This window comes from Actinoplanes sp. NPDC049316, assembly GCF_040677315.1.
In the GTDB taxonomy this organism is placed as follows: Bacteria; Actinomycetota; Actinomycetes; order Mycobacteriales; family Micromonosporaceae; genus Actinoplanes.
Genome location: NZ_JBFAQM010000025.1, coordinates 15,539 through 37,214 on the forward strand (window position 1 = coordinate 15,539; position 21,676 = coordinate 37,214).

18 protein-coding genes are annotated in these 21,676 nt (G+C 72.1%); 7 read left to right on the forward strand and 11 right to left on the reverse strand.

Going from position 1 to position 21,676, the window contains the following annotated elements; all coding sequences use genetic code 11:
* Positions 1 to 413 precede the first annotated feature (413 nt).
* Positions 414 to 1,016: a TetR/AcrR family transcriptional regulator gene (locus AB0K03_RS29815; protein WP_364691697.1), complete on the forward strand. Its 603-nt coding sequence runs from the start codon at positions 414 to 416 to the stop codon at positions 1,014 to 1,016.
* 7 nt (positions 1,017 to 1,023) lie between these two features.
* Here AB0K03_RS29815 and AB0K03_RS29820 read toward each other — a convergent pair whose 3' ends face one another.
* From AB0K03_RS29820 to rsmA, 5 genes are all read right to left on the reverse strand, one after another.
* Complete coding sequence (locus AB0K03_RS29820; protein WP_364691436.1) at positions 1,024 to 1,443, reverse strand: DUF4383 domain-containing protein; 420 nt, start codon at positions 1,441 to 1,443, stop codon at positions 1,024 to 1,026.
* A complete protein-coding gene (locus tag AB0K03_RS29825) occupies positions 1,443 to 1,904 on the reverse strand; it encodes a DUF4383 domain-containing protein (protein ID WP_364691439.1) in 462 nt (153 codons plus the stop codon). Before AB0K03_RS29825 ends, AB0K03_RS29820 begins: the two co-directional genes overlap by 1 nt.
* A 117-nt stretch (positions 1,905 to 2,021) precedes the next feature.
* Entirely contained in the window at positions 2,022 to 3,821 is a 1,800-nt protein-coding gene (locus AB0K03_RS29830) for an ABC-F family ATP-binding cassette domain-containing protein (RefSeq protein WP_364691442.1), read from the reverse strand.
* 93 nt (positions 3,822 to 3,914) lie between these two features.
* Positions 3,915 to 4,862 (reverse strand): 4-(cytidine 5'-diphospho)-2-C-methyl-D-erythritol kinase, encoded by a 948-nt coding sequence (locus AB0K03_RS29835; RefSeq protein WP_364691445.1) that lies wholly within the window; start codon positions 4,860 to 4,862, stop codon positions 3,915 to 3,917.
* 46 nt (positions 4,863 to 4,908) lie between these two features.
* Positions 4,909 to 5,808: a 16S rRNA (adenine(1518)-N(6)/adenine(1519)-N(6))-dimethyltransferase RsmA gene (gene rsmA / locus AB0K03_RS29840; protein WP_364691448.1), complete on the reverse strand. Its 900-nt coding sequence runs from the start codon at positions 5,806 to 5,808 to the stop codon at positions 4,909 to 4,911.
* Between the two features lie 136 nt (positions 5,809 to 5,944).
* Between rsmA and AB0K03_RS29845 the strand changes: the two genes are divergently transcribed.
* The gene (locus AB0K03_RS29845) at positions 5,945 to 6,367 is read left to right on the forward strand and encodes a hypothetical protein (protein WP_364691451.1); all 423 of its coding nucleotides are present in this window, start codon (positions 5,945 to 5,947) and stop codon (positions 6,365 to 6,367) included.
* 4 nt (positions 6,368 to 6,371) lie between these two features.
* Here AB0K03_RS29845 and AB0K03_RS29850 read toward each other — a convergent pair whose 3' ends face one another.
* Entirely contained in the window at positions 6,372 to 7,274 is a 903-nt protein-coding gene (locus tag AB0K03_RS29850) for a TatD family hydrolase (RefSeq protein ID WP_364691453.1), read from the reverse strand.
* Between the two features lie 79 nt (positions 7,275 to 7,353).
* Here AB0K03_RS29850 and AB0K03_RS29855 point away from each other — a divergent pair, with 79 nt between their 5' ends.
* Positions 7,354 to 8,388 carry a hypothetical protein gene (locus AB0K03_RS29855; protein ID WP_364691456.1) on the forward strand — a complete coding sequence of 345 codons (1,035 nt, stop codon included), beginning with the start codon at positions 7,354 to 7,356 and terminating at the stop codon, positions 8,386 to 8,388.
* 12 nt (positions 8,389 to 8,400) lie between these two features.
* On the opposite strand, the gene AB0K03_RS29860 is transcribed toward AB0K03_RS29855, so the two are convergent.
* A complete protein-coding gene (locus AB0K03_RS29860; protein ID WP_364691700.1) occupies positions 8,401 to 9,900 on the reverse strand; it encodes a glycosyltransferase family 39 protein in 1,500 nt (499 codons plus the stop codon).
* 168 nt (positions 9,901 to 10,068) lie between these two features.
* Between AB0K03_RS29860 and rsmI the strand changes: the two genes are divergently transcribed.
* Positions 10,069 to 10,920, forward strand: a complete 852-nt coding sequence (rsmI, locus tag AB0K03_RS29865) for a 16S rRNA (cytidine(1402)-2'-O)-methyltransferase (protein ID WP_364691459.1) — start codon at positions 10,069 to 10,071, stop codon at positions 10,918 to 10,920.
* Here the strand turns inward: rsmI and AB0K03_RS29870 are convergent.
* A complete protein-coding gene (locus AB0K03_RS29870) occupies positions 10,914 to 12,488 on the reverse strand; it encodes a hypothetical protein (protein ID WP_364691462.1) in 1,575 nt (524 codons plus the stop codon). The genes rsmI and AB0K03_RS29870 overlap by 7 nt on opposite strands.
* Before the next feature lie 120 nt (positions 12,489 to 12,608).
* On the opposite strand from AB0K03_RS29870, the gene metG reads away from it, so the two are divergent.
* From metG to AB0K03_RS29885, 3 genes are all read left to right on the forward strand, one after another.
* Positions 12,609 to 14,393: a methionine--tRNA ligase gene (metG, locus tag AB0K03_RS29875; protein WP_364691465.1), complete on the forward strand. Its 1,785-nt coding sequence runs from the start codon at positions 12,609 to 12,611 to the stop codon at positions 14,391 to 14,393.
* Between the two features lie 942 nt (positions 14,394 to 15,335).
* On the forward strand, positions 15,336 to 16,280 hold the full coding sequence (locus tag AB0K03_RS29880) for a hypothetical protein (protein WP_364691468.1): 945 nt from the start codon (positions 15,336 to 15,338) through the stop codon (positions 16,278 to 16,280).
* Entirely contained in the window at positions 16,277 to 18,760 is a 2,484-nt protein-coding gene (locus AB0K03_RS29885; protein WP_364691471.1) for a glycosyltransferase, read from the forward strand. Before AB0K03_RS29880 ends, AB0K03_RS29885 begins: the two co-directional genes overlap by 4 nt.
* Positions 18,761 to 18,958: 198 nt before the next feature.
* On the opposite strand, the gene AB0K03_RS29890 is transcribed toward AB0K03_RS29885, so the two are convergent.
* The 3 genes from AB0K03_RS29890 to AB0K03_RS29900 all read right to left on the reverse strand — a co-directional run bounded on the left by AB0K03_RS29890 (position 18,959) and on the right by AB0K03_RS29900 (position 21,658).
* Complete coding sequence (locus AB0K03_RS29890) at positions 18,959 to 20,188, reverse strand: GAF domain-containing sensor histidine kinase (RefSeq protein ID WP_364691474.1); 1,230 nt, start codon at positions 20,186 to 20,188, stop codon at positions 18,959 to 18,961.
* A gap of 190 nt (positions 20,189 to 20,378) precedes the next feature.
* Positions 20,379 to 20,744 carry a VOC family protein gene (locus AB0K03_RS29895; RefSeq protein WP_364691477.1) on the reverse strand — a complete coding sequence of 122 codons (366 nt, stop codon included), beginning with the start codon at positions 20,742 to 20,744 and terminating at the stop codon, positions 20,379 to 20,381.
* Positions 20,745 to 20,896: 152 nt separating this feature from the next.
* Positions 20,897 to 21,658, reverse strand: a complete 762-nt coding sequence (locus AB0K03_RS29900; protein WP_364691480.1) for a phosphodiesterase — start codon at positions 21,656 to 21,658, stop codon at positions 20,897 to 20,899.
* Between the last annotated feature and the right edge of the window lie 18 nt (positions 21,659 to 21,676).

Genomic DNA, 21,676 nt, shown 5'->3' on the forward strand with positions numbered 1-21,676 from the left:
GGTTGCACAGCCGGGCAAGGGCATGGGGGAGGAAAGAATGTCGATACGTGAATGTTGCTCGACAGCGGACGTTATCGATCTCTAGTTACAGACGCGTTACACCTTCTCGATGGAAAAAGTGCAGATTCTTTCGCTCGCCGTGCAGCAATCCGCCGTGTCTGCCGGGGTCACAGGGGGTTACGGCAGAATTTACCGACCGCCGCCGTATGGCGCGGATCTCAGCGCAGAACGTGACGAGATATGACATCGGAAACGGCCGGCCGACCTTTCCCTTGCCCGTTCGTCCCTGACCTGCCCCTTCGTGCAAGGTTGCGGCGACGCGCGACCGGCCCGCGCGGGACGGCGGGTCCTGACAGGATGTGGAAGTGACCGACCCCAGCGAGCCAGGCCGCCGCCGCGGCTCCCGCGTCCGCATGACCGCCACCCAGCGGCGCGAACAACTCATCGTCATCGGCCGCCAGCTGTTCGCCGAACGCGGCTACGACGGGACGTCGGTGGAGGAGGTGGCGGCCCGGGCGAAGGTCTCCAAGCCGGTGGTCTACGAACACTTCGGCGGCAAGGAGGGCCTCTACGCGGTGGTCGTGGACCGTGAGGTACGCGCCCTGCTGGAGCGCATCACCACCGCGCTCACCGCCGGGCACCCCCGCGAGCTGCTCGAGCAGGCGGCGCTGGCCCTGCTCGACTACATCGAGCAGGAACCGCACGGCTTCCGCGTGCTGGTACGCGAATCCCCGGTCCTGCAGTCGGCGGGCAACTTCTCCAGCGTGATGAACGACGTGGCGCACCAGGTCGAGCACATCCTCGGCGCCGAGTTCAAGGCCCGGGGCATCGACCCGAAGTTCGCCGAGCTCTACTCCCAGGCCCTGGTCGGCATGGTGGCGCTGGTGGGCCAGTGGTGGCGCGAGGCGCGCAAGCCCAAGAAGGAGGTGGTGGCGGCGCACCTGGTCAACCTGGCCTGGAACGGCCTGTCCAACCTCGAGGCGAAGCCCACCCCGCTGACCCGCGCGTCACGCTGAGCGGCGCTCAGGCCCGGTCGCCGACCTTGCCGTAGAGCCCGGCCGTGAGCACCACCAGGCCGAGGATCGTCAGCACGATGACGTTCACCATGGAGACGTTCAGGACGTTGGCGTCGGTCTGCAGGAACGCCAGCAGCACCATGGCGTACGCGATCAGCGCCCACCCGAGCACCACGTTGACCCGGTGGTGCACGTTCCCGCCCAGCAGGACGGCGGCCAGGATCGCGAGCCCCACCAGCGTGGACAGCCAGGCCGTGGCGGGGTTGGTCCGCAGGCCCAGCACCCAGTCGGAGCCACGGTGCAGGAACGGGTCACCCCACGTCGCGGCGATCCCCAGCACCCCGAAGAGGGTCAGGTAGAGCCCGGCGGCGCCGGCGAGGAAACGGTACGGCTGACGGAGGTGGTGGTCGAGGGGGTAGTGAGCCATCAGGCGTTCTGCGCCTCGCGCTCCTGACGCGGCGCACCGGCCTGCGACGGGGGCGCCACCTTGCTGTACTGCCCGGCCATGATGAGCACCAGGGCCAGGAGCCAGGTGACGACGACCGTCGCGACGCTCCAATCGAGGAAGTTGGCGTCCGTCCGCAGCACCGCCAGCTCGTACGCGCCGACCCCGACCAGGCCCCAGCCGAAGTACTTGTCCACCAGCGTGTCGGAGTTGCGCCCGATCACCGCGGCCGCGAGCACGATCGCGCCGACGAGGATGGAGACGATCGACCAGAACATGTTGGCCTGCTGACCCAGCACCAGACCGCCGTCGTTGCCGAAGAGGCCCTCGCCGGCGTTGACGATGATCCCGACGACGCCGAAGACGATGAAGTAGACGCCGGTCAGCGCGCCCAGGGCGCGGTAGATCGGCCGCAGGGGGTGGTTGACCGGAGTGTGCGCCATGGTGTCCCGTCTCCAAGCTCGGTATGTGTCGAGGTGATTCTCGCGCATCGTGTGGGCGGGCGCAGGAGCACCCCCGGTTATTCGGGGTTCAGTCTGGGTTTTCCGCCGCGGGCAGGCTCAGGCTTCCGGCACCTGCTCGGCCAGCTCCAGCCAGGCCTCCTCGACCTGGGCCCGCTCCGCCTGCACGGCCTTCAGCTGCGCGTCCAGCTCCATGATCTTGTCGTAGTCGCTGCCGTGCTCGGCCAGCCCCTCGTTGATCTTCACGATCCGGTCCTCGAGCTTGGCGAGCTGACGTTCCAGCCGCCCGAGGTCCTTCTTCGCCGCCCGCAGCTCCGCGGCCGACATGCCGCTGCTCTCGGCCTTCACCGAGGGGACGGACGCCGGCGTCACGGAGGTCACCGGCGTACCCGCCGCGCGCGCGAGGTATTCGTCGATGCCGCCGGGCAGGTGCACGAGCCGGCCGTCGCCGAACATCCCGTACGCCGTGTCGGTGACCCGTTCCACGAGGTACCGGTCGTGGCTGGCGACCACCATCGTGCCCGGCCACGAGTCGAGCAGGTCCTCCAGCGACGCCAGGGTGTCGGTGTCCAGGTCGTTGGTCGGCTCGTCGAGCAGCAGCACGTTGGGCTCGGTGGCGAGCAGGCGCAGCATCTGCAGCCGCCTGCGTTCACCGCCGGAGAGGTCGCTCACCGGGGTCCAGATGCGCTTGTCGGTGAAGCCGAACACCTCGGCGAGCTGTCCCGCGGACAACTCCCGGTCGCCCAGCTTGACGCGCTTGGCCACCTCCTCGACGGCCTCGAGCAGCCGCAGGTGCCCCGGCAGCTCCTTGAGCTCCTGGGACAGGAACGCCGCCCGTACGGTCGAACCGGTCACCATCCGCCCGCCGTCCGGGGTGCTGACCCCGGCGAGCAGGCGCAGCAGCGTGGTCTTGCCCGCGCCGTTGGCGCCGAGGATCGCGATCCGGTCGCCGGGCCCCACCTGCCAGGTCAGGTCGTCCAGGATCGTCTTCGGGCCGGCGTTGAGCGTGACGCCCTCGAGGTCGTACACCTGTTTGCCCAGCCGGCTGGTCGCGAGCCGCTGCAGGCTCACCTTGTCGCGGACCGGGGGCACGTCGGCGATCAGCGCGTTCGCCGCGTCGATCCGGAACTGCGGCTTCGACGTGCGCGCCGGCGGGCCCCGGCGCAGCCAGGCGATCTCCTTGCGCAACAGGTTCTGCCGCCGCGCCTCGACCGCCGCGGCCACCCGCTGCCGTTCCGCGCGGGCGAGGGTCCAGGCCGCGTAGCCACCCTCGTACGTGTGTACCTGCTCGTCCACGACCTCCCAGGTCGCGGTGCAGACGGCATCGAGGAACCAGCGGTCGTGGGTGACGACCACGAGCGCGCCGCGCCGGCCGAGCAGATAGCGGGCCAGCCAGTCCACGCCGGCCACGTCCAGATGGTTGGTGGGCTCGTCGAGGATCAGCAGGCCGGACTCGCGCACCAGCAGCGCGGCCAGGGCGACCCGGCGGCGTTCGCCACCCGACATGGGCCCGACCGGGGACTCCAGCCCCAGGTAGCCCATCCCCAGACCCTCGAGGATCTCGCGTACGCCGGAGTCGCCGGCCCACTCGTGCTCGGCGCCCATCCCCTCGGCGAGCCAGGCGGTGCCCAGCACGACGTCGCGGACGGTGGCGCCCGGCGCCAGCGTGAGATTCTGCGGCAGCGCGGCGACCCGCAGGTCCCGCCGGTGGGTGACGCGCCCGGAGTCGGGCTCCTCAGCCTTGGCGAGCATCCGCAGCAGGGTCGACTTCCCGGCGCCGTTGAGGCCGACGATGCCGACCCGGGCGTCGTCGTCCAGCCCGAGGGAGACGTCGGTGAGCAGCTGACCGGCGGCGCCGTAACCCTTGTTGACCCGGTCCAGATTGACGATGTTGGCCACGATGCTCCCCAGCCTATCCCGGCGGCCGTCCCGGCCCCGCGCGGCCGGTCACCGGCCCGCCGAGCCGGTCACGCCCGGCGCCGGCGGGGCCGGTCAGGTGGCGCGGGCTCCCGGCATCGGGCCGCGGGCCGTCACCGCCGCCCGGCAGACACCCGCCGCGGCCAGGCCGGAGGCGATCTGCTGCGCGTGCGCGCCGTCGGCCGCGAGGAAGACGCACGTCGGCCCGGAGCCCGAGACGATGCCCGCGACCGCGCCGGCCTGCTCCCCCGCCTTCAGCACGCCGGCCAGCGCCGGGCGCAGCGACAGCGCCGCAGGCTGCAGGTCGTTGGCGAGCGCCGCGCCCAGCACCTCGGGCCGGCGCTGGCGCAGCGCGGCCATCAGCTCGTCCGGGCTCTCCAGCGGCGGCGGCGAGCCGGCCGTGTCGCGCAGCCGGTCCAGCTCCCGGTAGACCGCCGGGGTGGACAGGCCGCCGTCGGCGATCGCCACCACCCAGTGCCAGGTCGTCGGGCGGGCCAGGACCGGGCTGACCACCTCGCCGTGGCCGGTGCCCAGCGCCGTCCCGCCGTGCAGCAGGAACGGCACGTCCGAGCCCAGCTCCGCGCCGATCTCGGCGAGCTCGTCCTTGGTGAAGCCGGTCCCCCACAGCAGGTCGCACGCCAGCAGGGTCGCCGCGGCGTCCGCGCTGCCGCCGGCGAGGCCGCCGGCCAGCGGGATGGACTTGCGCAGGTGCAGGCGGGCGTGGGCGGGCACCCGCGCCGCGCGGGCCAGCGCCCGGGCCGCCCGGATGATCAGGTTGCTCTCGTCCAGCGCCAGCTCGCCGGCGCCCTCGCCCTCCATGGTCAGCGCGAGGGTGTCGCCGCGGCGCGCGGTCAGCTCGTCGAAGAGGCTGATCGCGTGGTAAACGGTGCTCAGCTCATGGAAGCCGTCCGGCCGCACCGGACCGACCCCCAGGTGCAGATTGATCTTCGCCGGCACCCGTACCTTGACCGGACCGGCGGACGGGCGCGGCTTGTCGTCGTCCGGACCCCACGCCTCCGTCACGGAGCGCTGCCCCGATCAGCGGACCGGACCGTCACGACCCCGACCGTCATGAGTCCGCCTCCTCGTGCCGGCTGCCGGACGGGGTGAGCTTACCGCCGTGCCCCTGGGCGATCGCGGCAGCCGCGACCGCCGCGAACTGCGTCACGGTCAGCGCCTCGCCGCGGGCCTGCGGGTTGATCCCGGCCTCGACCAGCAGCCGTTCCGCCCGGTCCGGCCCGCCGGCCCACCCGGCGAGGGCCGCGCGCAGCGTCTTGCGCCGCTGCGCGAACGCGGCGTCGATCACCTGGAAGACGGCGGCGCGCGGCACGTCGGCCACCGGCTCGTGGCGGGTGAAGGCCACGAGGCCGGAGTCGACGTTGGGCACGGGCCAGAAGACCGCCGGGGGTACGCGCCCCGCGGCGCGCGCGTCCGCGTACCAGGCCAGTTTGACCGAGGGGACGCCGTACACCTTGGATCCGGGGCCGGCGACCAACCGGTCGGCGACCTCCTTCTGCACCATGACCAGCCCGCCGCGCAGCGTGGGCAGGGTAGCCAGCAGGTGCAGCACGACCGGGACGGCCACGTTGTACGGCAGGTTCGCGACCAGCATGCTCGGGGCCGGCGCGAACAGGTCGGCGGTCACCTTCAGCGCGTCGGCCGGGTGCACGGTCAGCTTGGCCGCGTCGGCCCGCTCCGCCGCGGTCACCGGCAGCGCGGCGGCCAGGGCCGGATCGATCTCCACGGCGTGGACGTGCGCGGCCACCCCGAGCAGCCCGAGCGTCAGCGAGCCCAGCCCCGGGCCGACCTCGAGCACGACGTCGTCGCCGGTGAGCCCGGCCGCCGCGACGATGCGCCGGACGGTGTTCGGGTCGTGCACGAAGTTCTGACCGAGCTTCTTCGTCGGCGCCACCCCGAGGCGCGCGGCGAGCTCCCGGATCTCCGCCGGGCCGAGCAGTGCGTCAGCCATGACGCCACAGCCTACGGCGCTGCCCACGGCCGGCACGTCACCGCCCGCCCGGCCCGGCCCGGCCACACCACAACCGGACGCGTGACGCTGCGTCACCGGGGCAGCACGGTTGGACGCCGCACGGTAGAACAGGGGCATGACGGAGCTGCTCGAGCTGCGCGGCGTGGTCGAGTCGACACCGGACCGGGTCGCCGAGGTGCTGCTGGACGCCCGGCCGGGCGGACGCTCGCCGATCGCCGCCACCGGGGCCGCGCGCCCGGCGAAGGGCGACGAGTTCACCGTCACCCGCGACGGCAGCACGATCACCGTCACGATCGACCGGGCCAACCGCTCGCTCGTGCAACAGGGCGAGTGGTGGTATCGCGGCGTGACCAGCGTGGAGCCGGACGACCGAGGCTCGCTCGTGGTGCACCGCATCTTCAACGTCGCGCCGCAGCACGGCTGGGCGGTCCGGTTCGTGTCCCGCGGCCCGATCAACGCCGCGCCGACGGCCTTCGCGAAGCTGCTCGGCGGGCTGGGCGAGCGCCTCGACTGCGCCGCGTACCCGCTGCCCGCCTGAAGCTTTATCCCCAGCTACCGAAGACGCGCTCGCCGTTGGCGGAGATCGCCGCGCAGAGCTCGTCGAGATCCCGCCCGGTGATGTCGGCGAGCGCCCGTACGGTCACCGGAATGAGGTACGACGCGTTCGGCCGCCCCCGATACGGCACCGGCGTCAGGAACGGCGCATCGGTCTCCACCAGCATCTGCTCCGAAGGAGTGAGCGCCGCGGCCTCCCGCAACGCCCCGGCGCTGGCGAAGGTCACGGTGCCGGCGAAGCTCAGGAAGTAGCCGCGGCGTACGCACTCGGCCGCGAAGCCGGCGTCGCCGGAGAAGCAGTGCAGCACGACGGTCTCGGGTGCACCCTCCTCGTCGAGCACCCGCAGCACGTCCTGGTGGGCGTCGCGATCGTGGATGACCAGCGCCTTGCCGTGCCGCTTGGCGATGGCGATGTGCGCGCGGAAGCTCGCCTCCTGGGCCGCGCGCCCCTCTTCGCCCGTACGGAAGGTGTCCAGGCCGGTCTCGCCCAGCCCGCGCACCCGCGGTTGCCCGGCGAGGGCCTCGATCTCGCGCAGCGCCTCGTCCAGATCGGCGAGCCCGGGCGCCTCGTTGGGGTGCAGCGCGACCGTGGCCAGCACCGCGGGGTGCCGGGCGGCCAGCTCCGCGCCCCAGCGCGACGAGGCGACGTCGACGCCGACCTGCACGAGCCGGTCCACGCCCGCCTTCGCGGCCTCGGTGATCAACGTCTCGACGGGGTCGCCGCCGGGCACGCCGGCGTCAAGACCCGGCACGCCGGTCTCGTGGACCGTGATGTCGAGGTGCGTGTGGCTGTCGAAGACCGGTACGGCCAGCGGCTCCGGCGCCGGCGGGAACTCACCGGCACGCCGGGCGGAGCGCTGCTTGCGGGACTCGGACGGTTGCGTGTTCATCGCCGTCCAGCATCACACATCGCGTCCGGGTAACTCGCCGTTCACCCAGCGTCCACTTGCGACCCCTAGGTTGCACGGGGTGACCGTGACCGGCGAAGACTCAGCCGTCGCCACCGACCCGCTCGACCCACCCCTGATGGCGCCACTGCGGCGTGACCTGACCTGGTCCCAGGTGCAGGCCATGAGCCAGTCCGCCGGGCACCGGCAGGACGCGGTGCTGCAGCGCATCCGCGCCACCGCGGCCGTACGCCGCGGCACCCGCATGACGAAGGTGCTCTCGGCGGCCCAGCTCGCCGGGCATCTCGCCGGGTGGCTGCCGTACGGCTTCTGCTACCGCGCCTGCGACATCGCACACCTGCGCACCCCCGCCGAGCTCGCACTGTTGCGCACCGACGGCGCCGCCGACGACTCGGTCGCGTACGCGCTGCGCTGGCGCGCCACCGACCCGATCGACTTCGAGATCCCGATGGGGTCGGTGCAGGCCGGGCTGACCGCCCTGCCCGCGCACTCCCGGATCGGCTCGATGGTCCTCGGCACCGGCTTCACGCCGAGCACCGACGACCTCATCCCCGAGTTCGTCACCGCGGGCTTCGCCGACCTGCCCATGCCGGCGAACGCGCAGCTGCTGGCGTACCCGGGGACGGGCGACGAGGTGGTGCTCTACACGTACCAGCCGGAGCAGCACGGCTGGCTGCGGCTGGCCGGCCCGCGCTGGCGGCACCTGCTCGAGGGCGTGCCCGGGGTCAGCCCGGACCGCGAGTACGTGCCCTGCACCGACGCCGGCTCGGCCCGCCTGATGGGCCGGATCAACGAGCACGAGTACCAGGCCGTCGCGGACCCGCCCGAGGACTTCCGGGTACGGGCCCTGACCCGGGCGGCCCGCTACCCCGTGCAGTCGCTGTGCCGCCGGGCCGAGCAGGCGCTGTGGCGCAACGTGCCGGCCTGGGTGCTGCAGCGCGACGACTCGTGGGCGCGGCTGCGGCTGGTCCGCCCGGACGCCGACGCGGTCGCGGCCGTCGGCGCCCGCTGCTACGAGCGCGGCGTCTACGAGGTGTGGGCGCCGGTGCGTGAGCTCACCGACCACCACATCGCCGAGACGCCGTACACGCTCTGACCGGCGCGGACGCTAGATCCAGCGGTTGCCCAGCCACATCCGCGAGGACCAGTCGTCGTACGGGATCAGCTGTCCCACGAAGATGGGATGGAAGTACGCGAAGCACAGCGCGACCAGCAGCACGTAGACGCCCGCCACGACAGTGCCCACGAGCTGCCGGTCCGTGCGCCCGGCGCCCGAGGTCACGCCCTCCGGCGGGGTCATGATCGCCCCGAGGACGTAGACGACCGCCAGGATGAGGAACGGCAGCGCGGGCAGCACGTAGAACGCGAACATCGTGCGGCCGTCGGCCACCGCGTAGTAGAACCACGGCAGCATGCCCGCCACGACGCCCGTACCGATGGCGAAGGCCCGCCAGTCGCGGCGCGCGATGCCGAACCACACCAGCGCGGCCAGCGCCGGCAGGAACGACCACCACAGCAGCGGCGTGCCCAGCAGCAGGATCTCGGCCGCGCAGCTCGGGGCACCGCAGTCGCCCTTGCCGTTCCAGGAGAACGCGACGGGGCGGCCGAGCAGCAGCCACTGCCACGGCCACGACTGGTACGGGTGCCGGTCGGTCAGCCCGCTGTGGAACGAGTACGCCTCGTGGTGGTAGTGCATGAGGTTGAGCAACGCGCCCAGGACCGGCGGCTCGCTGAGCCCGTTGGCCTGCCGGTAGTGCCGGAAGTAGCCGGTGTTCGTGACGAACCAGCCGGTCCACGTGGCGAGGTAGAAGATCACCGTGAGCGCGAAGCTGAGCAGCAGGTAGCCGAGGTCACCCACCAGGCCGGAGCCGATCGGGCGGCGCACCCCGGCGGAGCGGCGCGCCTGCACCCGCCAGACCACCACGAGCAGCGCGAAGAACGGCGCGAAGAACAGCGCACTCCACTTCACCCCGCAGGCCAGCCCGAACGTCATCCCCGAGACGAACAGCCACCAGGGCACGATCCGCGGCCGCGAGTGCGCGGTCGCCGGGTCGTAGCCCTCCTCCAGCGCTCTGAGCCAGCGCCGGCGGTAATGGTCGCGGTCCAGCACGAGCGCGGCGAAGGTCATGAGAATGAACAGGCCGAGGAAGATGTCCAGCAACGACGTCCGCGACAGCACGAGCTGGAAACCGTCGAGCGACATCAGCAGGCCCGCCGTGCCGGCCAGCACGACCGAGTGGAACAGCCGGTACGCGACCCGGATCAGGATCAGGATCATCAGCGTGCCGGCGACCGCGGCCGGGAAGCGCCAGCCCAGCTCGTTGTTGCCGAACGCCTTCTCGCCGAGGGCGATGAGCCACTTGCCCAGCGGCGGGTGCACCACGTACGCGGGCCCGTTGGTCTTCTCGTCCCACTCGACGCCGTGCTGCAACATGTCCCACGCGTCGGTCGGGTAGTACACCTCGTCGAAGATGTACCCCCGCGGGTGGGTGATCCCGACCAGCCGCAGGATCGCCGCGATCGCCACGATCACGCCCGTGACGAGCCACGAGTACGGGTTGAGCCAGTTGTCGAGGGTGGCCAGGCGGCGGCGGACGGCGGCGGGCACGCGGGAGGCGCCGTCGGCGGCCCCCGTACCCGGGGTGTCGTCCGCCGGCGGCGGGCTCGCGGTGTCGGTCTCAGCTGTCGCCGAAGTCACCCCGCGATCGTAGGCTGCCCGTCCACCTCGCGGTGCCTGGAGGCGGCCCGGCCGGGTGAGTGTGATGGACTTCCGGTCGTGGACGAGAACGGTACGGGCCGGGTCGTGCTGGTCGGCGCGCCGCTGGGCAACGTGGGCGACGCCTCCGCCCGGCTGCGGGACGTGCTGGCGAGCGCCGACGTGGTCGCGGCGGAGGACACCCGGCGGCTGACCCGGCTGACCCGCGACCTCGGCGTGACCGTGAGCGGGCGGATCGTGTCGTACTTCGAGGGCAACGAGGAGCGACGTACCCCCGATCTGGTCGAGGCCCTGCGCGGCGGCGCGGTCGTCGCCGTCGTCACCGACGGCGGCATGCCGAGCGTGTCCGACCCGGGATACCGGCTGGTCCGGGCCGCGCTGGACGCCGGCTTCCCGGTCACCGCCGCTCCCGGCCCCAGCGCCGTCACGACCGCGCTGGCCCTGTCCGGGCTGCCCAGCGACCGGTTCTGCTTCGAGGGCTTCCTGCCGCGCACCGGCTCGGGGCGCCGGTCCCGCCTGCGCGAGCTCGCCGCCGAGCCGCGCACGCTGGTGTTCTTCGAGGCGCCGCACCGGATCACCGGCATGCTGCAGGACCTGGCCGGCACGTTCGGCGAGGCCCGCGAGGCCGCCGTCTGCCGCGAGCTGACGAAGACGTACGAGGAGATCCGCCGCGGCCCGCTCGCCGAGCTCGCGGCCTGGTCGGCCGAGGCCGAGCCGCGCGGCGAGATCACCGTCGTGGTGGCGGGCGCGCCGGCCGGACCGGCCGAGCGTCCGGCCGACGAGGAGCTCCGCGCGGCGGTCGCGCGGCGGGAGAGCGCCGGCGAGTCGCGGCGCGATGCCATCCAGGCCGTGGCCGACGCGTACGGCCTTCGCAAACGCGAGGTGTACGCGCTGGTGCACACCGCTCAGTAAGCGGCCACCAGGAACCCGGCGAGCAGGGCGAGCGGCCCGGCGAGGCTCAGCAGCAGGGCGGTACGCCGCTTCGGCCGGCTCTCCAGCCGCCGCACCCCGGTCAGCCCGGCGATGCCCAGCCCGCACAGCAGCACCAGCACGAAGCCCAGCGACCAGCGCAGGTGCACCAGCGGGCCGGTGTCCCCCACGTACGCCTGCGCGCTGCCGCTGCTCACCATCCGCGCCGGCGCGGTCGTCTGCCCGGGCTCGACACCCACCAGCGCGACGTGCTTCACGATGTACTGCCCGTTCCCGGCGGCGAAGTCGCCCACGCACCGCTGGGTGACCCCCGATCCGGTGCACCGGCTGACCGTGGCCTCACCCTGATCGCCGTGCCCCACCGCGAGCCAGAACGGTTCCGCGCTGACCCAGGAGAAGAACGCGGCGACCAGCGCGAGCGTCAGCAACGCCATGAGGCCGCCGGCCGGACGGCGCGGCTCACGACCCCGCTTGCGCGACTGCCGCGGCGCCACGGGAACCCGTACCTGGGCCGGCTCGGCGGGACGCTCGTGCTCCTCCAGCCAGAACGGCGACGTCTCCAGCAGCGCGGACGTGCGCTCGGCGCGTACCCGTTCCTGCAGTTCGCGGTCCGCCCGCGCCACGTCCTGCGGCGTCCGGGCCGGCCGCGGCCGGCCCGATGCCTGCCCGGGCACCGCCGCGCGATCCAGGACCACCGTCGGCCGGTTGCGCTGCGGCTCGGGAAGGATCATCACATCGGGTACGGCCGCAGCACGCCCGAGGTCCTCGGCTCCATCCGCCTCCCCGGCTTCCTCCCGCACCTTGCGAGGGTCCTGGGGGTCTTGGGCCTCTTCCGCCTTCTGGTCGTTCTCAGCCTTCTGGGTCTTCGCCGCTTCGTCCTGGCGGGCCGCGTAGCGGGTCGTCGTTCCCTCGGCGTTGAACCGTGCGGCGTCGACCTCGTCGTGGGAACGCTCGACACCCTTCGCCGCCCGGTCCTCCGGCTCGGCGTCGCCGGCCTCGGCCGCCACGATCGCCGCCTGCGCGGCCGCGGTCTCCGCCTGCGTGGTCTCGGGCTCCGCAGCGCGGTCGGCCAGATAAGCCGGCACCTGGAAGAACGCGGTGGCGTCCTGAGCGCCGGCCTCGCGCGCGGCGGCGCTCTCCCCAGCCGGTTCGGGTGTCGCCGGCTTCGGCGCCGCGGCCGGCTTCGGCGTGGGGGTTCGTGTCCCGGCGGCCGGCGGCCAGGCCGGCTTGGGCGCGGTCTCCGGCTTAGCCGCGGTTTCCGCCTTGGGCGCGGTTCCCGGCTTTGGCCCGGCCTCCGGCTTCGCGGTTTCCGGCTTGCTCGCGGTTTCCGGCTTGCACGCGGTTTCCGTCTTCGTCTCGCCTTCGGCGGCGGCGGCCTTCGGAGCCGGCCTCTTGCGCGGCGGTACCGGCATGGCGGCGGTGGCTTCGCGCGTGCCGGTCGCCGGCGCGGTGTCCGCACGCCACCACGCGCCGGTGTCCGCATCCGCCCACGACCACGGGTTGCCCTCGGTGCGCGGCGTTTCCCCAGGGTGCGGCGCGTCTCCGGTCATGGGTCCCATTGGACTACGGCATGCGCCCCCAATTGCGGAGATGAAGGGCGTGTCGGCGCAAAAAGGGCGGGCGCCTGTCGGTTCGCGAGCCCGGTCCGCGACTCACTACGCTTGGTCCCCATGAGTCACGTTCTCGCCGCGGTCGCCTGGCCCTACGCCAACGGCCCGCGCCACATCGGTCATGTCTCCGGCTTCGGGGTGCCCTCCGACGTGTTCAGCCGGTACATGCGGATGGCCGGCCACGACGTGCTCATGGTGTCCGGCACCGACGAGCACGGCACCCCGATCCAGGTGCAGGCCGACGCGGACGGCGTGACGCCGCGTGAGCTCGCCGACCGCTACAACCGGGTGATCGTCGAGGACCTGCACGGGCTCGGCCTGTCGTACGACCTCTTCACCCGGACGACGACCCGCAACCACTACGCCGTCGTGCAGGAGCTGTTCACCGGCCTACACGAGAACGGCTACATCGTCGCCAAGACCACGCTCGGCGCGATCTCGCCGTCCACCGGCCGTACGCTGCCCGACCGCTACATCGAGGGCACCTGCCCCATCTGCGGCTACGAGAGCGCCCGCGGCGACCAGTGCGACAACTGCGGCAACCAGCTCGACCCCGAGCAGCTGATCAACCCGCGCTCGCGGATCAACGGCGAGACCCCGGAGTTCGTCGAGACCGAGCACTTCTTCCTCGACCTGCCCGCCTTCGCGCAGGCGCTGAGCAAGTGGCTGGACACCCGCGACGGCTGGCGCCCCAACGTGCTCAAGTTCTCCAAGAACCTGCTGGAGGATCTGCAGCCCCGGGCCATCACCCGCGACCTCGAATGGGGCGTGCCGATCCCGCTCGACGGCTGGCGCGACCGGAACGACAAGCGCATCTACGTCTGGTTCGACGCGGTCATCGGCTACCTGTCGGCGTCGATCGAGTGGGCCCGCCGCTCGGGCGACCCGGAGGCGTGGCGCAAGTGGTGGTCCGACGACGACGCCCTGGGCTACTACTTCATGGGCAAGGACAACATCGTCTTCCACTCGGTGATCTGGCCGTCGCTGCTGCTGGGCTACTCCGGCGAGGGCGACAAGGGCGGCAAGCCGGGTTCGCTCGGCGCGCTGAACCTGCCCACCGAGGTGGTCTCGAGCGAGTACCTGACGATGGAGGGCCGCAAGTTCTCCTCGTCCCGCAAGGTCGTCATCTACGTCCGCGACTTCCTCGAGCGGTACGACGCCGACGCGCTGCGCTACTTCATCGCGGCGGCCGGCCCCGAGTCCAACGACACCGACTTCACCTGGGCGGAGTTCGTCCGGCGCAACAACGACGAACTGGTGGCCGGCTGGGGCAACCTGGTCAACCGCTCGGTCTCCATGGCGGCCAAGAACTTCGGCGCGATCCCGGAGCCGGGCGAGCTGACCGCCGAGGACCGCGCGCTGCTCGAGGTCGCCAAGGCGGGCTTCGCCACGGTCGGCGACCTGATCGGCAAGCACCGCCAGAAGGCCGCGATCGGCGAGGCGATGAAGGTGGTCGCCGAGGCCAACAAGTACCTCTCGGACCAGGCGCCCTGGAAGCTCAAGGACGAGGCGTCCAAGCCCCGGATGGCAACGATCCTGCACGTGGCCCTGCAGGTCGTCAGCGACGCCAACACGCTGCTCACGCCGTTCCTGCCGCACTCGGCGCAGAAGGTCCACGAGCTGCTCGGCGGCACCGGCGTCCACGCCCCGATGCCGTCGATCGTCGAGGTCGACGACCTGGACGGCGGCCCGTCGTACCCGGTCCTCACGGGCGACTACACCCGGGGCGCGAAGTGGGAGTCGGTGCCGCTGGCCGCCGGGACCCCGCTGGCCGCGCCCAAGCCGGTGTTCCGCAAGCTCGACCCGTCCGTCGTGGACGAGGAGCTGGAGCGCCTGGGCTCCTGACCACGGTGCACTGACAGCAGGCCCGCCGCGCCCCGGACGCGGCGGGCCTCACCGTAGCCCGCACAGCATCAGCGTGCGGCCGGGCATGTCTCATCACCCGCCTGCGCACAGTCCGCAAGCGCATCGCCCGCAGGCCGCCGGGCCTGCCGCCGCCCCGCGCATCCCCCGCAGGCCGCGGGGCCTGGCGCCGCCGTCCAAGGCATCGCCCGAAGACCCTTCAGGTCCGGCCGCCGCCGGCCCGCGGCGCCTGGCGTCGCCGCCCCGCGCATCGCCCTAGACCCCTCGGGTCCGGTGCCGCCGCCCTGGGGCATCGCCCGCAGGCGTCGCGGCGTTTCCTATGCGGCGGCACGGAACCGGGGGCTTGCTGAAGGGATGGCATCCTGCGTCCACCATGGGCCGTCCACCATGGGCCGCGGCTTCCGGGACGATCACATCGACGATCACGTCGCGGGAATAGGCAACGCCCCGATCGCCTGCCACGGGGGAAGCGGGCGATAGGGGCGTGCAAGAGAAAGCTTAACGAGCGGCTGTCGCGGACACAACGGGTCGCGTTCGCCAGTTATTGGGAATCTTGTTGGCAGAATGGCGATGGACCGTAACGGGTCGAGCACTCCCTGCTCATCGCACCTCCGAGTTGTGGCAAAACGGGCATAAGGCTATATTGGGTTTTAAGCCATTAATGTATTGGTGAATTTCGTTCGGAAATTGCCCGTCCGGGAGTCGTGAAAACGACAGCAACTTCGCGCCGGAAATCGCGTAACCTTCTGCGGGCAATGCATTCCGCGCAGGTCAGACAGGACTCGCGAGCCCGTTGCGCACAGACCCGCCATCAGGTCAAACGCAGAGACTCACCGTTTCGGAGGAAGCGCCTCCCGCGAATGGTCGTCATCTGATGGAGTGACGCCCGTCAAGATCCTCGAAGACCTTCCTAAGCTTCGCGGCGTGACCTCGCAGGAGCTTCAGAACCCGATTTCCGCCGATGCCGAAATCCTCGACACCGAGGTGATCGTCGTCGCGCAGCCCTCGCCGGTCTTCGTCGACTCGACCGGGCGGCGCCGGCGGGTGCTGCGGCGCGTCGCGTACGGCTTCGGCGCCATCTGCATGATGTACGGCGGCCTGGTGAGCGTCAGCCTCGCCGGCGGCCCGGTCAGCTCGAGCGCGGTGCTGCCGCTGCCCGACCTGGCGGACGGCGACGACCAGGCGGTCATCGCCGTGCCGACTCCCACGCCGGAGCCGCTCACGGCCACGCCGAGCCGGCGCCCCGTGCTGGAGGTCCTCCCCCGCCGCAACGCGCCCGTCACCGGGCACACTGTGGAGGCCGGGACGCAGCCGCGGCCGGCGACGTCAGCAACCCGCCCGGCGCGTACGCCGACCCCGAAGCCGACGACCAAGAAGCCGGTCGCTCCGGGAGTCCCGACGGCGCGGCCGGTCGAGTCGGGCACCACGAAGCCCACCACGCCGACGACACCGGCGACCACGCCCCCGGCGACCGACGACGAGACCCCACCCCCGGCCCCGCCGGGTACGGGCGGATCGGGCGGCGGCACCGGAACCCCGGTCAACCCCGGGGAGACCGACAGCGGCAGCGCCGGCGGCGGCGGAGGGTCGGCCGGCGGAACCGACGGTGGCAGCGGCACCGGCCAGACCGGCGGCGGAGGATCGGCCAGCGGCAGCACCGGCACCGGCGGGACCGGCGGCGGCAGCGGCGAGACCGGGAGCAGCGGCGGAAGCAAAAGCGGGGGCAGCGGCGGAAGCAAGAGCGGCGGAACCGACGGTGGCAGCGCGCCCGAGCCTCCGGCCGTCGACACGGGAGACAGCGCCGGCCCCGCGGACACAACCGCCGACCCGGTTCCCGACACCGGCCACACCGTCGAGGCCGACCTGTGAGTGCCCCCCGTAACCGCAACCGCAGCCGGTCCCGGCGCCGGGTGCTCCCCCCGCCCCGGGTCATGCTCGGCGTGCTGCTCATCAGCCTCTTCGTCGGCGTCCTGGTCGTGCAGGCGTACATCAACGCCGAGTTCCGGGGCGACCACGTGGAGACCGAGGTCGGCGATCAGGACGGCGTACCCCGGGCGATCCGCGAGGGCGGCCCGATCATCAACACCACCGGCGGTCAGGAGAGCTCCAGCCAGCTCCCCGACCGTACGATCGCGCTGACCTTCGACGACGGCCCGGACCCGGTCTGGACGCCGAAGATCCTGGACCTGCTCGAGGAGAACGACGCGCACGGCACGTTCTTCGTGGTCGGGTCCGCGGTCGCCCGGAACCCCGAGCTGACCCGCCGGATCACCGAGCGCGGCAACGAGCTCGGCCTGCACACGTTCACCCACCCGAACCTGCAGCGCCTCGCGTCCTGGCGGCGGCAGCTCGAGCTCTCGCAGACCCAGGTCGCCATCGCGCGTACCGCGAACGTGCGCACGAACCTCGTGCGGTTCCCGTACTCCTCGAAGCCGCAGGCGATCGACGAGGTGAACTGGAAGATCGTCAAGGAGGCCGGCGAGCGCGGCTACCTGGTCGTCGTCAACGACATGGACAGCGAGGACTGGCAGCGGCCCGGCGTCGACCAGATCATCCGGAACGCCACCCCGCCCGCCGACACCGGCGCGGTCATCCTCTTCCACGACGCCGGCGGCGATCGTGCCCAGACCCTCGCGGCGCTCAAGGTTTTCATCCCGATGATGAAGGCCCGCGGGTACACGTTCACCACGGTCACCGAGGGCATGAACCGCGCCATCGAGCAGCAGCAGGCGGCGTCCGCGGCGGAGGCGCTGCCGCTGCTCCCGGTCAACCCGAAGGCCGAGCCCGCCGACCGCTGGCGCGGCACGGCACTGCTGTGGACCGTACGCCTGGCCGACGGCCTGGTCTGGGTGATCGCGGGCCTCTTCCTCGTCGTCGGCCTGCTCACCATCGGCCGTACGGTGCTCCTCCTGGTGCTGGCCACCCGGCACGCCCGGCAGCGCCGCAGCAAGACGTTCAGCTGGGGTCCGCCGGTCACCGAGCCGGTGTCCGTGATCGTGCCCGCCTACAACGAGAAGGAGGGCATCGAGGCGGCCGTCCGCTCGCTCGCCGGCGGCGACTACCCGGACATCGAGGTGGTCGTGGTCGACGACGGCTCCACCGACGGCACCGCGGCCATCGTGGAACGCCTCCACCTGCCCAACGTCCGGGTGATCCGGGTGCCGAACGGCGGCAAGGCCAACGCGCTGAACACCGGCGTCGCCCTGGCCCGCCACGACCTGATCGTCACGGTCGACGGCGACACCATCTTCGAGCCGGACTCCATCCGGATGCTGGTCCAGCCGTTCGCCAGCCCCGCGGTGGGCGCGGTCGCCGGCAACGTCAAGGTCGGCAACCGCGACAAGATGGTCGCGACCTGGCAGCACATCGAGTACGTGATCGGCTTCAACCTCGATCGCCGGCTCTACGAGGTGCTCAACTGCATGCCGACCGTGCCCGGGGCGATCGGCGCGTTCCGGCGTACGGCCCTGGCCCAGGTCGGCGGCATCAGCGACGAGACGCTCGCCGAGGACACCGACGTCACGATGGCCCTGTGCCGGGCCGGCTGGCGGGTCGTCTACGAGGAACGGGCCAAGGCCTGGACGGAGGCGCCGGCCACGCTGGAGCAGCTGTACCGGCAGCGCTACCGCTGGAGCTACGGCACCATGCAGGCGATGTGGAAGCACCGCAGGGCGCTGACGGACTCGGGCGACTCGGGCCGCTTCGGCCGGGTGGGGCTGCCGTTCCTGGCGCTGTTCGGCGTGGCGCTGCCGATGCTCGCCCCGGTCGTCGACATCATGCTGCTGTACGGCCTGGTGTTCTGGGAGCTCAGCGCCACGGTCACGGCCTGGCTGGCGATGCTGGCGCTGCAACTCTTCACCGCGGCCGTCGCCTTCCGCTTCGACCGCGAGCCGATGAAGCCGCTGTTGCGGCTCCCGCTGCAGCAGTTCGCGTACCGGCAGCTGATGTATCTGGTGTTGATCCAGTCCGCCATGACGGCCATGACGGGCGGCCGCCTGCGCTGGCACAAACTGCACCGGGCCGGCCTGGCGGGAGTGAAATCCGTGCCGGTCACAGAGACGCCGATCATCCTGCCGCAGCAGAGCGTGGCGCCGGCGGTCGACACCTGGCCCCCGAGCCTCGACAACGCCCCGCCGACGACCCACCCGGCGGCGGGCCGGGCCACCGCGCCGCCGGCGGGCCCGAAGGAGGGCCTTGCCGCCGAGCGACCGGCGGTCCCGTCGGCGGAACGGGCCACCGCACGGCCGACGGTCCCGTCCCAGACCCAGGTCATGCGCGCCGAGGACCTTCCGTCGGCCGGCTCGCCCCCGGGCGGCGGCACCGGCCCCGTCTACACGCGCGGGGCCTGAACCGGGCCCGCTCCCGCCCGAACTGCAGCCGGGCGGGAGCGGGCCCGCAGTCCGTCCAGGCCCGCCGCCCGGCCCGCAGTCCGTCCAGGCCCGCAGTCCGTCCGGCCCGCCGTCCGTTCAGCCCGCCGCCCGGACCGCCGTCCATTCGGCCGCCGTCCGCCCGGCCCGCCGGGTCGCGTTCACCGGCGGGTTCTCAGGTCACACGTCCGCGAGCTCGGCCTCCTTCTCCGCGAAGGGGAACACCACATGCAGCGACGTACCGTCACCCGGGCGGTCGGAGAGCGCCACCGTGGCGTGGTGCGCGTCGAGGATGCGCTTGGCGACGGCCAGCCCCTGGTCCGGCCCCGGCACCTCGGACGGGTTGGCGATCGTGCCGTAGTAGAGGTGCGGGAAGAGGTCGGGACGGATACCGTCCGGCATGTCCATGTCGTCCAGCCGCACCGTGGGACCCGATTCGATCTCGGTGCCCACGCGCACGCGCCCACCGGGCGGGGTGTACTTCACCGCGGCGAAGAGCAGGTGCATCAGGACCTGCTCCAGGCGTACGGGATCGGCGATGATCGGCAACGACGGCCCGCCGGCGTGGTTCAGGATCCAGATCTGTTTCGTGGCGGCGATGGGCCGCACGGCCTCGACCGCCCGCTGGGTCAGCCGGGTCAGGTCGATCTCGCGCATGTGCAGGCTGTCCGCGCCGTGCCCGGCGTCCGCCATGGACGTGAGATGGTCGAGCAGATCGGTCAGCCCTCGCACGTGCGCCGCGGTGGCCCGGCCCACGAGGTCGGCCAGCTCCGGGTCATGCATCCCCTTGTCCCCGAGCTCGGCCAGGTACGACCGCATCAGCCGCAGCGGCGCGCGCAACTTCCCGCCGACCAGTCCGGCCAGGTCGTCCTTGCGGCGCTCCAGCTCCTGCAGCCGCGCGGTGGTGTTGGCCAGCGCGACGGCGTACCGCCGCAGTTCGAGCTGCGACGTGACCTGACGGGCCAGCGCGCGCAATGCCTGCAACTGCTCGACGTCGAGCCGCCGCGGATGTGAGTCGACGACGCAGAGCGTGCCGAGCGCGAACCCGTCAGTCGTGATCAGCGGCGCCCCCGCGTAGAACCGCACCCCGCCGTCGACCGCGACGGCCGGATGCCCGGTGAACCGAGGGTCCTGACTCGCGTCAGGAATCACCATCAGGTCCTTCCCGAGGATCGCGTGGGCACAGAACGACAGATCCCGTGAGGTCTCCGTCAGGTCGGTGCCCTGCCGCGCCTTGAACCACTGCCGGTCGGTGTCGATGAGGCTGACCAGCGACATCGGCACCCCGCAGACGCTGGAAGCGAGCGCGACGATGTCGTCGAAGTCCTTCTCCGGAGCGGAGTCGAGGATGTCCAGTTCGTAGAGGGCGGCAAGCCGGTCGGCTTCGTTCGCGGGCAAGGGCGCTTGCATGGCGGTCACCTCCGAGGCTGCCTCCAGAGATACCACCCATAAGTAGCGAGGGTCACAATTCGCCCGATTCGCTCCCCAGCACCTGCCCGCTCACCGCACCGCCATGCCGACCCATGGCCCGCGCACTGCCCAATCCAGCCCGGCGCGTGGCCCGCTCACCGTGGCCCGCTCACCCCGGCCCGTAACCGGCTCACCCCGGCCGGTGGCACACCGCCTCGATGTTGTTCCCGTCGGCATCGAACGCGTACGCCCCGTAGTAGTTCTCGTGATACTCCGGCCGCAACCCGGGCGGCCCGTTGTCCACCCCGCCCGCGTGCAGGGCCGCGGCGTGAAACGCGTCCACCGCCGCCCGGTCGGCCGCCGTGAACGCGACGTGCACCCGATGCGACGGCTCCCGGACCGCCAGCCAGAAGAACGGCCGCCCGCTGTCGTCGCCGAACCCGACCAGCTCGGGCCCTTGACTCACCACCTTGATGCCCAACGGCCGCAGCGCATGCTCGTAGAAGAACCGGCTCTCGTCGAGGTGGTGCACCCCGAGAACGACATGATCGATCATCGCTCCCCCTTCCAGCGGTGGACGTCGAGCACGCGGGCATCGACCGTGCGTGGACATCGACCGTATAGCGCGGGTACGACACTTCCCGGATCTCTGCGCCGAGCGGTGCCACCCTTGCGCCGAGCAAGCAGGCGGAGCGAGAACCGAGGATCTCAGTACGCCCCCAGCAACGCTCCGGCATGGCTGACCTGCACGGTGTGCGTCACGCAGTCCTCTCCCTCGATCATGTGCAGCAGGAAACCGGTCGGCTCGGCCACGTACCCGGGCGGCGCGTCCGAGTTCAGCAGCAGCCCAGACTGCCGCCACGTACTGGGTGCGATCGTCATCACACTCCCGCCGAACGCGGCGGTGATCGGGCGGTGCACGTGGCCGGCCATGACCCTCGCCACGTTGCCGTGCTCGGCCACCACGTCGCGCAGCCGCTTGCCGTCGAGCAGCCGCATACCGTCGAGGAACGGGATGCCGATCGGCATCGGTGGATGATGCAGCCCGATCATGGCGGGCAGCCCCGGCCGCGCCGCCAGCACGCCGTCGAGCCAGTCGAGCTGCTCCTCGCCGAGCCGCCCGGCCGGCGATCCCGGGATCAGCGAGTCGAGGGCGACGAACGTGAACTCCGGGTACTCGACCGAGTAATACGGCTCGCCGCCGAACACCTTGATCATCGCGTCGCGGTCGTCGTGGTTGCCGGTGGTCAGGTGCAGCGGCAGCGGAAAATCGCCGATGACCTCCTTGAGTGCCGCGTACTCCTCTTCCCGGCCGTGGTCGGTGAGGTCGCCGGTGACGACGACGCAGTCGGGCAGCGGATCGAGGGCCATCACGCGGGCGAGGGCGAGCTGGAGCCCGGCGGCCGGCCCGCCGCCCAGCGGCCCGGTGGTCAGATGCGAGTCGCTGAGCTGAGCGATGAAGGAGGTCATGTCGTCATGTGATCCGGC